The organism is Pedobacter steynii, from assembly GCF_900103665.1.
Lineage (GTDB): Bacteria > Bacteroidota > Bacteroidia > Sphingobacteriales > Sphingobacteriaceae > Pedobacter > Pedobacter steynii.
Genome location: NZ_FNGY01000001.1, coordinates 1,011,651 through 1,026,980, shown reverse-complemented (window position 1 = coordinate 1,026,980; position 15,330 = coordinate 1,011,651). Strand labels below are relative to the sequence as shown.

Genomic DNA, 15,330 nt, shown 5'->3' with positions numbered 1-15,330 from the left:
AAGACCTCAGAAGTTGTATCTTAGAGATTAGGCTCTCCGAATTTCCTATGTCAAAAGCATTTAGATAGAGTCAATCCAAAAAATCTTCAAATTCCTAAGGTTCAAGAGTAAAAAAGTCAAATAAAGTCTTGCAAACCCAGCCCCTTTCTGATTCTCGATTGGCAATGAGATCATCAGTATAAACAAGATCCAGCGCTGTCTCGTCCTGAAGAAACCTTACAGGTGGTCTAATACGGGTTTCACTTTACAAAAATTGATATTATCTGTATTAAATAGCAGAATTCTAATCCACGTGTACCTGGTGAGCCTTTTTAAAAGCTTCGATTTTTTTCCTGCCGATTTCATTCTGGGCAAGTGCGATCTCCCTGAGTAGCTCATCATGTAGTTCACCTTCAATCTTTGCTCTAGCCTTTTGTTTTCTCACTTTTTCCTCTTCCTCAATATTTCTCAATTCTCGCTCATGCGCTAGATAATCTGCCGTCTTGAGTTCCAAAAGAAGTTCAAAGTCTTTTTCCCTCGCATATATTGCACGGTCATAGGCACCTATAGGTGTCGCGATCTTGGCCACAGTCGGCAGAATCTCAATAATAAAGAATAGAACCCTTATCAACCAGAGAAAACTCAGTAACGACTCATTCGTATACTTCAAAGGCTCCTTATCGTTTTTTCTCGGTTCGGTTGCATAAGCGGCATTTTCTAGTGCTACAAAATCTCGAATAAAGCTTTTAGTATACATCCTCTTCACCTTATCCCCCTTCTGCTCAGACTCTTCATTCACAGATTGTATTTCTGCCATCTTTTTTGTTCTGAGATTCCTCTGCAGATCAGCCAGTTTCTGCTTCTCTATCGAGTAAATCCGACATCGTTGAGACATCCTCTGAAATAGTACGTCCTTTTGCTGCTTAAGTACATTGTAGCTGCCCTCGACTACGCGATACTCACGACCTGACAGAAACAAGTTTGCCATATATCCATTATCATCAATATTCCTTAGTTTAGCTAATTTTTCTCTTACTCTTTTATAACGACCATTTACCTGCCGAAATTCGGCTGATTTTGTATCAAAGGCACTACGGATTGACCTAAACTCAGCGTCCGAAGCACAATTTTTAGAGTCTTCTAATGCTTCATTCTCTAAACGTTCCGCCTCAACAGCAGCCTCTCTCTTATCCCCTATATTTCCATTCTCTTTACTGATTTTCATGATATCTGACTTTCCTTTTTCCTGATCAAACTCTCTCTGTATTGCGATTTGGTCAGAAAAGATTAGAAGCTCAAGAGGAATAGAAATGATAAAGGCGATCAACAATGCGAGCACTCCCCGCCCCAAAAGCGGAAGCAAAATAGCTTGTTTAGTCTTAGTAGGATTTTTCTTTAATGTCACCACCAGCGTACGGTCAATCGAAAACACCAATAGCCCCCATATCAATCCGAAAATCGAGGCAGTCATAAAGTTTTCTGTAAAATAATAACCGGCATATCCTCCTGCAAAAACACCAAAAAGTGTTGTCATGAAAATAGTAAAGCCAATGCCTGCCTGTCGGTTATAATCAGTAGGACATTCCTTTAAAATACGGATCTCACAGCCTGACATCAGCCAGAAAAAATATTGTAATGATGAATAAGCCTTTATTGGCTCCGCCTCATCTGGTTGAAAAGTCTTGGACATATCGTTGGAACGTTTGATAATAAATGGAGTTGCGGTAATGATAAATCAGCACGAAAGGGGCTGAAAGCAGTAAGGTCACAAAAAGCGCAATACAGATACATATTGACAAAATGCTACTACCTTCATCCCCATCTGTGCAGAGATCAAAAAGCAATAGTGAACGGGAAGACCATGAGTCACTCCGAGAATCATTAAAAAAAATATAGACCAGTATTTCAGATTTAAAAATCCCAAAAGAAAGACCATAGGCTACTAAGAAAGCAAGCGGAATCGATAACATCAGTAGAGGGATCAATAGACTGATTGAATTGCTTCGGTGAAACAAAAAAGCCGAGAGCTTAAAACCAAAACCCATTAGAATACCAAGAACAATAGCACAAAACAAGGCCGTACTGGGCGTAAAACCAAATAAGTCTCTTGCATAGACGAAGACCGAAGCAGAAAGAGCAAAAAGTCCTAGCAACACCAAATAACCGATACCCGAGAACGCGTTAAACAACGTAGGACAATATGCCAAAACAAAACGGTCATAACCTGCTAGACAACAGAAAAAACGCTGCAATTTAGTCAATCCAATCAATCTTTCCATTGGAGAATTTTTTTAAAAAATGATTTACTCGACCTCTTACGACGAACACCGAAAACCTCTTCAAAAAATAGTCTGGATTGCTCTCTATTATCTGTAAACAACTGGTCAATTGGAAAACCTGGAACCAGTGATGTTTTGTCTGGCACAATATTAGGCAAAACCAGATTCAAACGGGGCCTTGGGTCAACATATATATCGCATTTTGAAATCGCCGAAAAAAGTGCATTCTTAGCCGTCAATGTGTATGTGACCGACCGTTGGGGTTCTACTTCTAATGATTTTCCGCTGAGATGATTAAAACTCTCTCCCAGACTAGACTCAATACTGATCTCATCAGCATAGTCCACATCCCATCTCAATTTTGTCTTTATGGACTCAATGATAAAACTATCTTTAGATAAAAAAAAATTGATATTAACATTTCTTTTAACCTGAATATTTAGTACTTCTTCTATCTGAGTCTTACAATCAAGTTCAACAACTAAGAGCTTACATATACAGTCACTGTTCGGACTCACCACTTTAGTGCCTTCCTCTCCTACTAATTCAGCAAGCCCATCGAAGATAAGTGTTATCTTTTTCGCTCCCTTTACCTTCCAAGAAATCTTCACTGATTCACTAACAGGTATAATGTCTGAATCCACAAAAAAATGTAAGACCTCAGCTCTCGCGTGAAGCTTTACTTTGTATTGACGATTTTTTTCGATCAGCTCATTCCCAAATATGAAGTTCACAACTGCGCCTTCAAGAAAAGCTTGTTTCACTTCCCCTGATAATGGATAAGTAGATCCCTCAAGAGTCAAGTAGTCTGCATATTGCGTCATCCATCTAACAGTAACGGATTCACCAGCCAAGGGCTTTACAGGGTACTGCGAAATCAAAATTGTAGGTTTTGGTATATTACCTCTCAAAATTCCCTCAAGCTCATCAATATAGATAAAAGAAGACCTGCAGGATCGTTTAATGAGATATCCATAGGGACACAAGTGACTGTCCTTCGCCAGTTCAACAAAAAGTAATGAATCATCGGGATAACTAAAATCATGTTTAGTAAAAATTAGATTATGCTGATCATTAAACTGCTCATAAAGCCCTGGATGTTTAGAAAGAGCGAGTATAGAAGTGTAAATAGTCAAGATTGAAAAATCATCGATCCTTTCATTAAAATCCTTTGCAGAACGTAGAGGATGCTGAAAGGCATCAGTACCCAGCTCAACTGAATCAGTTCCGGCAAATGCAGGCGTATAAAGACAATCATAGTCTACCAGAATAAGCTTCCCTTCATCAGAAACTATAATGTTATCATGTTTTAAATCCCCGTGACCGATTCCTTTTTCCAGAAGAAAAAGAGCAAGCTGCTTGAAGCTTTCCGCAAGTGTCGCAATTGCTTTTTTATTTCGATCGATACAAAGTTTCCGAAGACAAGTGCCCAAGGTTACTCCTTTTGCCCAGTCCATTACTACCCCAGGATAATAAGCTCCTCCTTGATAACTTTTATCCTGGACATAGATCAGGTTGCTAAAAAACTCAAAATTGACGAAGTACGGTGAGTTGAATCCTTTTAGGTAAGAACTAATCCGCTCAAATCGCGAAAAACGATCAGCCTCCTCCATTGCAAACAGCTTGAGTGCTTTATACTGTCCCGTCGAATTATCAGATACCTTAAAAACAATGGCTTTGTTCCCTGACTCGAAAACGGGTTCATCTTCATGCAGGACTGGTGTAAAAACCGTCCCCACCTCAGCAGGATCAAAAAAACTATTCCTTATGGAATGTTTGTATTGTAAGTTATCAGGATACATCTATTTTGTTAACATTAAAATACTCAAATCATCTTTCTCAAGCTCCGCCCGTTCGATCCGGTCGCTTAGGTTTTTTCGTATTATAATATATGGGCATTGCAGCCCCCTTTCTATAAACTCCAAGAGCGCTGTAGTTGAATTAAATTCTTTTCTCAGATTTAAGCTTTCCAAAAGTTCTCCCTCCTTACTTACCGAACTGTAAAGCTGCTCACCAAGCAAAGTAGGCATTTCCATAGGCGACAATAACATTAACTGCAGAATAAGCCATCGACTTATGCTATCGGTCGTAAGAATCAGCTGATCATCAGATTTGAGTATTTTTTTTTCAACTTGTATCCTCTGATCAAGTTTTTTGTTCCAATTGAAAAGCTTAGGAGGGTCATTAAGCGACGACTGCTCACCAATCGGAAAAATCAGCTTAGGGATAGACCGATCCCCATTCTTTTCAAACAAAAACAGTGTAGAATCTCCATGTCCCCAATAATACAGTTCAGCACGAAGTGTATCCCACCAGATCAACACCAAAGTAGCATAGGATCCATCATTATGGAACTTTTCAACAATGAACGCATCGCTGGCATCCAACTGAGTAACCTTGCTATCATAAAAGTTCTTAGAGACCCCTAAAAACCATTCCTCAGCTTTGTCCTTTGATAAAAAAGGCTTATCCGGCTGATTATTCACTAAATGGCGAGCCCAGTCTCCGCAGAATATCCCCGCTCCCCCTGCCCCATCAGAAATCGCTGCTTTGAGAAAATCAGGACTAGCTCCGCAATAGAATATTGCGTCCTCATTTTCCGATTCATTTTCCTTATCAAAGGGATCGGAACAGGAAAATCGAAAAGCATTAATCGGCGACATTGGCAAGGGTAATCATAGTTCCTATAGTAAGTAAATTAATTAAACTTGAAGCGGTTGAGTTCAATATAACTCCTTTTGTACGTCCTAATACAAAGCGTTCATCACCAAACACCTTACTGGCCATTTTTTTTAGCTCATGGGGAAGAAAGCTTGCACCTTCATATAAAGACATATGAAAATCGTTACCTTCAAAACCGAGTGCAGTACCATGAGAGGGTAGAATATTCTCGACTCCATCCGTGATTAGGCAGTTAAAGAGAAGTGTCTGACCATCATCTGTACCCGTTTTTTTGATCTCCTCACAGCTATCAACCAACTCTTTTAGTGTTGCAACATCAGTTGGAAATCCATCCGTAATATTGAATACCATCGGCGGAAAGCTTTCCGGATGCTCTGCAGTCCAGTCTAAAAGTTCTTCGCGACACAGTCGAAGTGCCTCTTTCATTGGCGTATTAGCCACACTATAGGGATTTATCCATATTTTTTTTGTTTGGGTATTCGGAATCAGACCCCAAGGCATCTGCTTCTGGGTTGCCACTACATCTGTCTTGTAAACATTATTCTTGAGTTCACTAATATTTACCCAGCTTCTTCCCTCAAGATTTCCTTCCCAGCCGAAACTTACTCTTTGTGAACCCTCGGTTTTACCATAGCCAATCACCATCACATCAAAATATTCCCGAACAATACTATCTCTCTGACATTTCATTATCAAGTTCTCAAGCATGTCATTTACTATGTCTGTCACTACTTGAGCCCTACTTATTCCATTGCTCATCTTTGAAGACATTGAAAAGGACTGATCAAGCAATAAGACAAATGCACATGGATTTTTTCTTGTCACTCTTGCTGCATACGCCAGAGGACTTAGCGCCATTCCTTTCAGCCCAAAAAGCGTCGAAGCGGAATTTTCCGCAGCAATCTGACTAGACAATGCGTTCGCCAACAATCTGTTATCTTCACTCATATTCTAAATTGTTTAATTCGCTTTCATATCGCAGACGTTCATCCCTAAAATACTCATCCATATCTCGTATCGAGCGGATATCCTTATAGGTCTTATCCTTATAGAGCAAGCTCAATTCAACCTGTAGCTGGGCATACTTGGCCTTCATTACTTCAAGCTGTTTCATCAATGCATCAAATTTATTTATCTGCTTCCTATCCTCAATATCATATAACCCACTCTCTAAATTGGAGAGTATCTCTCTTACCTTGGCAATATCATTGTTATCATAAGAATTCATCAGCTCTTTAAAAATACGTTCAGCATTTTGCTGCATCTGCACGTCTCCCGGGAATTTATCAGGATGGCAAAGTACTACTGCTTTACGCTTGAGCCCATCCATCTCTCTGCGTTCATCTTCGCTCAGTTTTAAGGAATTTTTCTGCTTTTCCCGATCAAAATACTGCTCATATTCCCGATATGCTTTTTCAGCTTGTTCAATTTTTTTTCCCTTACTATTTCCTTGCTGCGCAATTTTTTCCTTTTTCAGCTGTAAGATTCTTTTGATCATATCACCAAAAGCAAGTGTATAAGCATGTACGAAATCCGATATCATCTTCTGTATAGTCGATCTCTCGTTTTCCATAGAAATAATCTCTATTTCCAGATATTTGATTTCCCACCGGATCCTCATTAGTCTAACTTCATCATCAACAGTAAGAGCCTGATTTTTTTTGAGATACTGATCAATCGCCTCATAAGCCCGTACATACCGCTTACTATCCACTAGCTCTAACAACCCAAGTATTTCACTAGTCAATTCAAACTCAGCAATCTTGTCTACATGGGACTGAATCATTTCTGTCTCATCAAGATCAATAAGTCCTTTGATCACTTGAAGTCTTTTATTTATCGCTATCGCATCAAAGATCTTTAAGACATCATGCCCATGATACTGTACCTTAATACTTTTAAATTCAGAAAGAAAAGATTCGGCGAGTACCGTATTATCTTTAGTAACAGTAATATTTTCATGATTACTTCCAGCCCGGATACTCCAGTTAAAAGAGCCGGTAATAGTTGTTGAAGCGTCAATAACACAGAATTTATTATGCATCAGATTACCAAAACGCGCAGAATCAATAGAAAAAAAACGTCCCCCTGCATCAATTAGTTCTTCGTAGCGAAGCGATGAGCTACTATTTATATGATCATCTACAATGATCAACTGTACATCAATCCCTTCAGTGGCCTTTTTGCAGATTACATTGAAAAGTCTGGCATCAGTAAACCAAGCGACAGCGACATAAATAGAGACTTTTGCAGTCTCAAGTTCAGCGAGAATATGTACGCGAATATCAGTAAAATAAGCATGAGTTTCCAATAGAAAAGAGAGTGAGCGTTAAGTTTAACGGCAAATTAAGAAAAAAATACATAGCACAAAAAGTATCTTACTAAAGATTCGGCTACGGCTAATACCCAGCCTGAGTAATATATTCATAAAACCTCGTTATATTGAGCTTGTTGATGCAAATAACTTGATAAGTTGCCATAATAGTTTTATTAAAAAGACTAATATTATAATGCAAATTGTTAATTATATAGTGCTATTAAATACGGTTAACCGTAAAACATAGAAATTTTATAAAATCGGGTTAGAATAGCACCAGTCTAATCCATGAGCTCTATTTATAAAATGAGAAAATTAAATGGGTCCAGAAAACACGAATTTATAAATACAAAAAACAGACTAAGCCTGATATCTAGCTTCAAGATAAAAATTAAACAACTGCACTATAGGTATTAATGTTGAAGATAATCCTCGCATACCAATACTATGATCTACAGTATAATAACCAAAAATTAATATTTATGCCACGAAATTAAAAACGCACATAATAAATCGTGATTGATGTATTGAGTAGAATTAGAACCATATCGCATATTATTTAAACGCTAACATTCGAACAAGATTTGATTCCCAATGGGTTCAAGAAAATTTCAATGAAAATTGATTTTTTATACTAAAAAGCACAAACACCTATCATTCAACATCTTGAAACACATATCAAAATTCATATCGATTCCCGTTAGTTACGGAAAACCGTATTCTTTAATACTGTCAACAGTATACATTTACAAAAATTAAAGATAATACTATGGGAACAACTATCGGAAACTTATTAATATCATACGATGTTAATAAATCGTATTCGCAAGTTAAAGCAGATATGGAAAAATTAGGGTACCATGATCATTTTAAAAATACAAATGATCCAAAGACATACGTTTTACCAAATACCACGTTATGGCATCCTAAAAAAAGCTCTGATCAGGCGCTTATTAATCTTAAAACAACATGCAAAAGTCTTCAAGCAATTATTGAAAAAGCCGTTGCTATAAATGCGTCGGAATTTGTTGGACTATGAAATAGTTAATATTATGAGCAAAAAAACAACAGAGAACTTCGCTAAGATTGTACTGAATGAAAACGTCTATATTTATAAAAAGCTTAGTAATAAATTTTACTCCAAAAGAGCAATAACAAATCTTTTTCAACAATCTAAAGGTGAAAAAGCAGATTTGTCTTGTATAATTTTAGATAAATTAGAATTGAAAGAAGGAGTAAGTCTGAACGGTAAGCCTTATAAATTGTCAGCATTAATATTGAAGTATCATACGGAAGCATCATTTATTTCTGAACCAATAAAATATTGGGAGGAGGTCAAGTTAGCCTACCTTTTTTTAATAGATTTTGGTAATTACCTCATAATAACAAAGAAAAATATTTCAGGGCTTAGAAGTATAATGCAAACAGTGGAATCTATTCCATATGAAGTAATAAGCGGAGTTCTATTCACAACTAAATCATTGCTGGAAAAATTGTCTATGGATAACCTTGATACCAGTAGTACTGCAATGAAGGCCCGTATAGTTGTTTCTGAGAGTCTTAAAGATAGTTTTAATTATGTAGGGGCAAATACATATATGTTGAATTTTTTAAGACTGAACAATGAGAACGATCGCTTTACTATATCACTCAACACATCAAGAATTGCGAAATCAGGTGAAAAAACATCAATAATTAAGCTCGTCGACTGGACATCGCACTTGATTTCTCTAATTGAAAACTTTATTGAAAAAGAAACTCCATTAGATTTATTTGCTAAGCCTTACGAATACTCTAAAGAGAGAGATAATTTAACTCCTATTTCCTTAACTATTTTATTCACTCGTTTACTTGATGAAATCGAAAATGGCACTATAGAAGGAGCTCAATATAAATACAAAGACTACTTGCCCAGAAAAATCAATATTAACAAGCTAATCACGAAATTAAGTCAGTTTTTAAAATTAAACTTGGGTGAAGATAACTATACTTATCTGGTAGTAAATCCAGAAAATCCCATTTATAAAGATTTAAAAGTAAAACTTGGCGAAAAGAGCATACGAATTTATTCAAACCGCCTGAGAAATCTAGATCTTTTAAGAAATAATGACACGTCTATTTCTTTCATGGATTTCACAAATAATAGAAGCACCTTTTTTATAAATTTTGACCAGTGCGATTATACTTATGCGAATCGAAAATTATTCAAAGACAGCATGCTTTTGGGAAGTATAGAACAGTTTCTCAGTATATTTATAGATGAAGGTTCCGTTAATGGTATTACAACGGAAAAAGGAAATTTGTCAAAAAGCTCCAAATTCTTTAACAAAAACTCTGCATTTAACTATGTGGAGGAACGATTCAAAAATAGTGATTTCATAGTATTAGATGATCTGGGTGGAGAATGGGCAGATCATATAATAATCAAAGATTCTGAAATTTCCCTCGTGCATTCCAAGACAAATAATAGTAAATTCTCCGCAACAGCATTTACTGAAATAATAGGTCAAGCTCAAAAAAACATGCATGTATTTAATCTACCAAATACACAAATCAATCGAAAAAAAACGTTTTGGAATTCTTATTATAAAAAAGATAAAATAGTATCAAAAATACCGCGGTTAAGAACAGGATCATCAGTAGAAGATTTCATTGAGCGTTTTGAGACTATTAGAGTAATGCCCAATCATAAAAAATCTGTCTATCTCATGGTGAATTTTATCTCAAAAAAACTTTTAGAAACTAATTTGAATAAGCTTAAACTCGACCTTGATTTTGCTCAACGTAAAGAAGCAATTCAAATTTTGTGGCAAATATCTTCATTAATAGCTTCTTGTAGAGAACATAATGCCTCAGTTTACATTATATGCAAGCCATAGAGACTTTTCAGCAATTAGGACACGCTAGATATCCCGACAAAAGTACACCAGTGTTGCATAATAAAGCACCACATCTATTCCAGAGCAAAATATGTCAGCCGTTACGGTTATCTTCTTACATTCTTGTTTTTTTAAAAGATCTCTGGCTTATTTCTAGATTGACAAAACCTACTCATTTACTGATTGGCAACAAATCTATAAGTGAAAATGGAAAATTTGGTGCTGTGATTTTATTAAGATAACTTAGCAAAAATTGATCCTTATTTAGATATCGAAACTAACTATGTCAGAGAGAATCTTAAAGTCTATTTTACCATGAATGTATTCCCTTGTAATTTGAATGGTTGGGTAATTGCTATTGTAGCTTATTGTTTGGTGGCGATCGCAGCCTTTTTGCCAACATTAAATGCAATTCTAAGAAAAATACAATTACATCCTGGAGGCGATTCATTTAATGAATCTCTTTACTTTTCAGATGAGGGAAAAAAAATACTGACCCAACATTATTCAAGAATAAGAGGAACACTCCTTTTTTGGAAAAATCAAGCTGAAAAATTTAAGAATTTTCATTATTACTGCTTGCTTTGGACGATCCCCATCTCAATTTTAATTCCAATAATTACTCAACTAATTGATGAAGATTATTTCTCGAAGCTATTTTTAACCATTATTTCAAGTCACGCAGCCTTACTAATTGGCTTTCATCAAGGCTTGAGAATTGAAGCAAACTACAGAGCTTTTAGAAATGGCGAATCAGATTTTTACGACCTATATAGACGAATGCTAGATGAACCAAAAAGCTTTGGTAATACCGAAACGATTCAAATTGACACCTATATCCAGGATGTTGCTATTGTAAGGAAATTAGTCAGGAACGCAGAAACCAATAACTTCCCCACATTAGAAGATGTCAAACTTACGCATAGAGATAAGTGATTTTTTACACTATGAATGACGCATCATAAGAAATTACCTTGGTATATACTGAACAATCTATAATATATATACCTCGACAAATCGTAACTTGTTCATCAGTTAACTTCTTAATAATCCTCCACAAATCTTTGAAGATGGATTAACTCTATTCTCAAAAATAACGAGCTTAACCTATCCATTGGACACAAAATAAATTTTATAATCCTCGTTTTGATTAAATGTCTCATATCGTCTAGACATCAAAAGTCAAACGACTTGCTTATCTAAGTTACTATACACCTATTGCTAATACTATTAGCAGAAGTCACACATAAAACTGAAAAATATTATCACATTAATAGGGTCTTTAGCTCCGACCACTGGTAGAGAATATAAAAGGCATTTATAGGGCTGGAGGAGCTAGTAGAATACCAAACCCGATAATTTATTGTCTTCAATAAATTAGGATATTTCCCTCTGAAATAGTCCAATGATTTTTTACCGTTAAATATAATTGTATGAATCTGATTATGCTCACTAAAAAATCTCTCGAAATCATTTATTTTCTCGCCTGAAATTCGGTGATCTTGATTTCCCTTTCTGTTGCAAGCCGAAAGTGTATCCCATAAACCAATCCTATTAGTCTTTAGCACTTGTAGTTTCTCTCTGTAACTCAGTAAAATTTGACGATCAGCCGGAAGCGGAGGGTTAAATACGCGGTAGATGATATCCCAGAAAACATTATCTTCATTCGCATAATATTCCTCCTTCTCAATTGACGCTATTCCTGGCATCGTACCTAAAATAATAATCTGGGTGTCAAAATCTACTATTGGCTCCAAGCAATTACATTGCCCAGCATTATTATCCTCTGGTATGTCCATATCATATATTAGTGGATCCAGAAATTCGGTTAAACCCCTTAAATCCGGATCCGAATTTAAATATTTCTCGTTATGTGCTATAGACTACAGCTGCTGTTCTATAACCGAAGTTTCCTCTTCGGGCAACATGAACTCCAAAAACAGCGTCTCCGCCAAGAACTGCTCGTTTTCGAACTTTAGCATCCATCTTTTTTCCATAAATGCAAGTAGCTTTTTCCCCCTGTCATAGATATTGTCGGCATCCCAATGCTCATAATGGGAAACCTCAATTTCCGAATGCGAGCCGTCCAGGTAACCCTGTCTAATCTTTTCGTTCCGGTCATTATACTTCGGCATCTTTTTTTCTTCAAAGCCGTCATTCTGAAGGCTCGAATTTATACTCCGGGAAAGTGGTAAAAGGTTTCCGAGAGACCCCTTCAGCAATGGAAGATGGGATTTCTTGACACCCTTAAAGCGTACTTTCCAATATTTAGTATCTGAGGTTTGGGGAAGGATGTGTTCAACGGACACTCTATCCTTCTCGCCCTTAACAAAAAGGGACCAGTCAATTTTAGGACTTCCTCGTTCTCTAACCTTCTGCATCTCATATTCATATAGAAAATACTTCAGATCATTCCAATGGTAAAAACCACCACCACTTTTAAATTTTTTTTCGATGAATTTTCGAAAATAACCATGATCAAAGTATTTTTTGTCATCTCCATCGTTCTTGTAAAAGCAAAATGACATACGCTCATTTAACAAGTTGATCAGTCCTACACAATCTATCTCACCGTTCCTCAGCTGTCTGGCTGCCCGATAGAATTCACTATTTCGGTAACTGGAAACGGTTCGGCTTAATCTAAATGCGATAAATATGAATCGCTCTATGGCCTCAAAAAGTTCCACCCTTTTTCTCGAATCTAATCCTTTAGAAAGAAATGAAGCCGTTACCAGTGGTCTGAAATAAATAATCCCGACCCTATTTAGCCTATCTATCCATAGGCATTCCTCTTCTGTAAGATTCTTATTATTCTTCGGATTGTGGGTATTATACCAATGTACAGCAGCTGATTTCAAGCTATTTACATAGTCTTTGATCTGCTTTGGTGATAACCTGGACCGCTTGACGATCCTTTCCTCTTGAATTAGTTCCTCCAGTTCTTCATCTTCGATGCTGTCTCGCTCGCATATCTCGACCACTTCCTCTATAGAGGAAAGTTTAACCTCTGTTTTGGTATACACACTCTGTGGCGTAAACTTATGTTCGAGCAAAAAACGGATATAATCATCACCTCGTTCCCTTGTATATGGAAAGTACATGATCCAGTGTGCGGTCAAAAAATCATCGTCGTTCAACGGATTTTTCTTATTTCTCCCCAACTGGTAATAAACCTCTTTCCAAGAGTCATTGATGTTTTCTCGAAGCGCGAATCGGTCATCAGAACTCAATTCCTCCTCATCGTACAAAGTAGTCAAGTAGATTAATCTGTTTTTGAGTAGCTCAAGATTGGAAAGTTTCTTCCCTCTGTTATTCATCGTCTCAAAAGCTACAAAAACATCGAAATCATCACTTATTTCATAGACATTGAACATAAGATTTTGGGTAAGCTTCTTGAAAATTTTCTCAATTTCAGCAAGATCATACTTCTCATAAAACGCAGTTAAATTCTCAGCAAAGAAGTTCTTGGCATTTTCTAAATTCAACGTATAAAACGTTTCTTGGATCGTGCCACTATCCTCTTCGTTGAAGATGCGGTACTTGAGGAATTGAAAACTGGGGTTATCGATTTCATAACCGAACTTATGCGTACGGATGATGAACTGAGGAGGCTTCTGTACCACTAGATATTCTTCCTTGATGCTTTTAAGATTGAAGGTTCCCAGATAGATATCCTCCTCGCTCTTTTCTTTATTTTCTGGTAGTTTTTGTAAGAATTCAGTGATTGCCTGAATAAAAATGACAAAAGTAGTGAGGCGCTGCTGTCCATCAACAATATGGAAAGGTTTATAACCACGGTCTTCTAGTAGCCACGTTTCATCGTTCCAGCTTTTCCAAACCTTTTGCTCCACTTTTTTGAGAGAGAGCATCCCGGTATAATGAAATCTCTCTAATGGCAAGTTGATGACATCTTCCCAGAAATCCTTTAATTGTCTTTTTCCCCAAGCATATCCCCGTTGATAATCAGGGATTTTAAATAGTTTATCCTTGAAGATGTCCTTCAGTGATTGAAGTTCTTGCATAATATTTTTGAATTGAGCGTTTAAATCAGAAGGGTCAATATATAAAACAATGTAATTCAAAGCAAGCTGTGCTAAACAAAAATGTCGCGATATAAAATGAAGATTACAGTTAATGAAACCTCCAGGTAAAAACTCTTGCTGAGACCGTTCGAAAATGATCCGTTGACTTCGCAATATGTATGAGATTATATTTCGTCTTATCTTTGCGTTCTCCAAATTGATAACTGATAAAATATCATCTGTACTTTTTTTGATCAACAATCAAGTCCTGCAACTGCTTTCGGCATATTATTTCATCCGCTCCTGTGCTTCTATCTGTTCACTATACCAATATTTTTGAGTCGAGAAATCTAAAGGCCAATCCCGCTGAGCTTTAGACTTTAATGATCCATCTGGCACCTCTTTCATGTACTTGTAATCTTCCAACTCTGTATTTACCCAATATTCCTGAGTACTATAATCATCAGGCCAGTCTTCTCTTGCTTTTGCTTTCAACTTTGCCAGAACCTCCTCTTCTTCGCTGTCTACTTTAACATTATCTTCTGCAGGAGTAGTATCTACAGATGTCTCTGCCTGTTCTGTTGCAATCCTTTCCGTAGGGATGGCTTTTTCTTTTCCAAACATTGCAGATAATACACCTATTCCAATAAACCCTAAAAATCCATATAACACAACTTTACCAAATGTCAATTTCTTTTTTGGTATAATAAACTGTTGCGGCCAATGAGTCAGATTCAAATTGCGTTCTTGTCCATTGGATAGCACACTGGAAGTAGCATTCAATATATTTTCAATATTCTTCCTATTTTTCCCCATATCAAATGCCCCGCCCATCATGATCCCAGTTTTAGGAGTGGAGGTTATCTGAATTCGCGTTTTATTCTCACTTATCTCAATCAACTGAATAGGAATATTCTCACCCCAGGAAGCCAGGCTACCCCCCCCTTTTACAAGAATACGTCCAATCATTCGATCTGCACTTTCAACCTTAAGTCCTGAAATAGATGGAATAGCGATGCACAATGCATCAAAAACTTTGTTTTTTGCGAAGGGAAATTCACTTTCCCCGTTGTGGTCTAGTAATGCCATAATTTATATTGTTTTATTAATTCATTTTCCAGTAAAGCCACAACGTGATTCATTGGGACTTAATTTATGATTATCTATTAAAG

The 15,330-nt window shown here is 36.7% G+C and carries 12 protein-coding genes; 3 read left to right on the top strand and 9 right to left on the bottom strand.

Annotated features, from left to right (window positions below; translation table 11 throughout):
• Positions 1-283: 283 nt before the first annotated feature.
• From BLQ87_RS04265 to BLQ87_RS04240, 6 genes are read right to left on the bottom strand one after another with little or no spacing between them, the layout of a single operon-like run.
• Entirely contained in the window at positions 284-1,669 is a 1,386-nt protein-coding gene (locus BLQ87_RS04265; RefSeq protein ID WP_074604863.1) for a DUF4407 domain-containing protein, read from the bottom strand.
• Positions 1,644-2,258, bottom strand: a complete 615-nt coding sequence (locus BLQ87_RS04260) for a hypothetical protein (RefSeq protein WP_074604862.1) — start codon at positions 2,256-2,258, stop codon at positions 1,644-1,646. Before BLQ87_RS04260 ends, BLQ87_RS04265 begins: the two co-directional genes overlap by 26 nt.
• A complete protein-coding gene (locus BLQ87_RS04255) occupies positions 2,246-4,060 on the bottom strand; it encodes a serine/threonine-protein kinase (protein WP_074604861.1) in 1,815 nt (604 codons plus the stop codon). Before BLQ87_RS04255 ends, BLQ87_RS04260 begins: the two co-directional genes overlap by 13 nt.
• A complete protein-coding gene (locus tag BLQ87_RS04250; protein WP_074604860.1) occupies positions 4,061-4,921 on the bottom strand; it encodes a hypothetical protein in 861 nt (286 codons plus the stop codon).
• A complete protein-coding gene (locus tag BLQ87_RS04245) occupies positions 4,908-5,888 on the bottom strand; it encodes a hypothetical protein (RefSeq protein WP_074604859.1) in 981 nt (326 codons plus the stop codon). Before BLQ87_RS04245 ends, BLQ87_RS04250 begins: the two co-directional genes overlap by 14 nt.
• A complete protein-coding gene (locus BLQ87_RS04240; RefSeq protein WP_074604858.1) occupies positions 5,881-7,251 on the bottom strand; it encodes a phospholipase D-like domain-containing protein in 1,371 nt (456 codons plus the stop codon). The genes BLQ87_RS04245 and BLQ87_RS04240 overlap by 8 nt, the downstream gene beginning before the upstream one ends.
• Positions 7,252-8,026: 775 nt before the next feature.
• Between BLQ87_RS04240 and BLQ87_RS04235 the strand changes: the two genes are divergently transcribed.
• From BLQ87_RS04235 to BLQ87_RS04220, 3 genes are all read left to right on the top strand, one after another.
• Complete coding sequence (locus BLQ87_RS04235) at positions 8,027-8,296, top strand: hypothetical protein (protein WP_074604857.1); 270 nt, start codon at positions 8,027-8,029, stop codon at positions 8,294-8,296.
• 13 nt (positions 8,297-8,309) lie between these two features.
• Positions 8,310-10,136, top strand: a complete 1,827-nt coding sequence (locus tag BLQ87_RS04230; RefSeq protein ID WP_074604856.1) for a hypothetical protein — start codon at positions 8,310-8,312, stop codon at positions 10,134-10,136.
• A 315-nt stretch (positions 10,137-10,451) separates the two neighbouring features.
• On the top strand, positions 10,452-11,072 hold the full coding sequence (locus BLQ87_RS04220; RefSeq protein WP_074604854.1) for a hypothetical protein: 621 nt from the start codon (positions 10,452-10,454) through the stop codon (positions 11,070-11,072).
• Between the two features lie 329 nt (positions 11,073-11,401).
• On the opposite strand, the gene BLQ87_RS04215 is transcribed toward BLQ87_RS04220, so the two are convergent.
• The 3 genes from BLQ87_RS04215 to BLQ87_RS04205 all read right to left on the bottom strand — a co-directional run bounded on the left by BLQ87_RS04215 (position 11,402) and on the right by BLQ87_RS04205 (position 15,247).
• On the bottom strand, positions 11,402-11,935 hold the full coding sequence (locus tag BLQ87_RS04215; protein ID WP_074604853.1) for a DNA-deoxyinosine glycosylase: 534 nt from the start codon (positions 11,933-11,935) through the stop codon (positions 11,402-11,404).
• Between the two features lie 84 nt (positions 11,936-12,019).
• Positions 12,020-14,158, bottom strand: a complete 2,139-nt coding sequence (locus tag BLQ87_RS04210) for a DUF262 domain-containing protein (protein ID WP_074604852.1) — start codon at positions 14,156-14,158, stop codon at positions 12,020-12,022.
• A 288-nt stretch (positions 14,159-14,446) separates the two neighbouring features.
• Positions 14,447-15,247 (bottom strand): hypothetical protein, encoded by an 801-nt coding sequence (locus tag BLQ87_RS04205; RefSeq protein WP_074604851.1) that lies wholly within the window; start codon positions 15,245-15,247, stop codon positions 14,447-14,449.
• Positions 15,248-15,330 lie beyond the last annotated feature (83 nt).

What these genes read in the sequence shown, in the direction of transcription:
- BLQ87_RS04265 (WP_074604863.1), bottom strand. Translation starts at nt 1,669, where the DNA reads ATGTCCAAGACTTTTCAACCAGATGAGGCGGAGCCAATAAAGGCTTAT.
- BLQ87_RS04260 (WP_074604862.1), bottom strand. Translation starts at nt 2,258, where the DNA reads ATGGAAAGATTGATTGGATTGACTAAATTGCAGCGTTTTTTCTGTTGT.
- BLQ87_RS04255 (WP_074604861.1), bottom strand. Translation starts at nt 4,060, where the DNA reads ATGTATCCTGATAACTTACAATACAAACATTCCATAAGGAATAGTTTT.
- BLQ87_RS04250 (WP_074604860.1), bottom strand. Translation starts at nt 4,921, where the DNA reads ATGTCGCCGATTAATGCTTTTCGATTTTCCTGTTCCGATCCCTTTGAT.
- BLQ87_RS04245 (WP_074604859.1), bottom strand. Translation starts at nt 5,888, where the DNA reads ATGAGTGAAGATAACAGATTGTTGGCGAACGCATTGTCTAGTCAGATT.
- BLQ87_RS04235 (WP_074604857.1), top strand. Translation starts at nt 8,027, where the DNA reads ATGGGAACAACTATCGGAAACTTATTAATATCATACGATGTTAATAAA.
- BLQ87_RS04230 (WP_074604856.1), top strand. Translation starts at nt 8,310, where the DNA reads ATGAGCAAAAAAACAACAGAGAACTTCGCTAAGATTGTACTGAATGAA.
- BLQ87_RS04220 (WP_074604854.1), top strand. Translation starts at nt 10,452, where the DNA reads ATGAATGTATTCCCTTGTAATTTGAATGGTTGGGTAATTGCTATTGTA.
- BLQ87_RS04215 (WP_074604853.1), bottom strand. Translation starts at nt 11,935, where the DNA reads ATGGACATACCAGAGGATAATAATGCTGGGCAATGTAATTGCTTGGAG.
- BLQ87_RS04210 (WP_074604852.1), bottom strand. Translation starts at nt 14,158, where the DNA reads ATGCAAGAACTTCAATCACTGAAGGACATCTTCAAGGATAAACTATTT.
- BLQ87_RS04205 (WP_074604851.1), bottom strand. Translation starts at nt 15,247, where the DNA reads ATGGCATTACTAGACCACAACGGGGAAAGTGAATTTCCCTTCGCAAAA.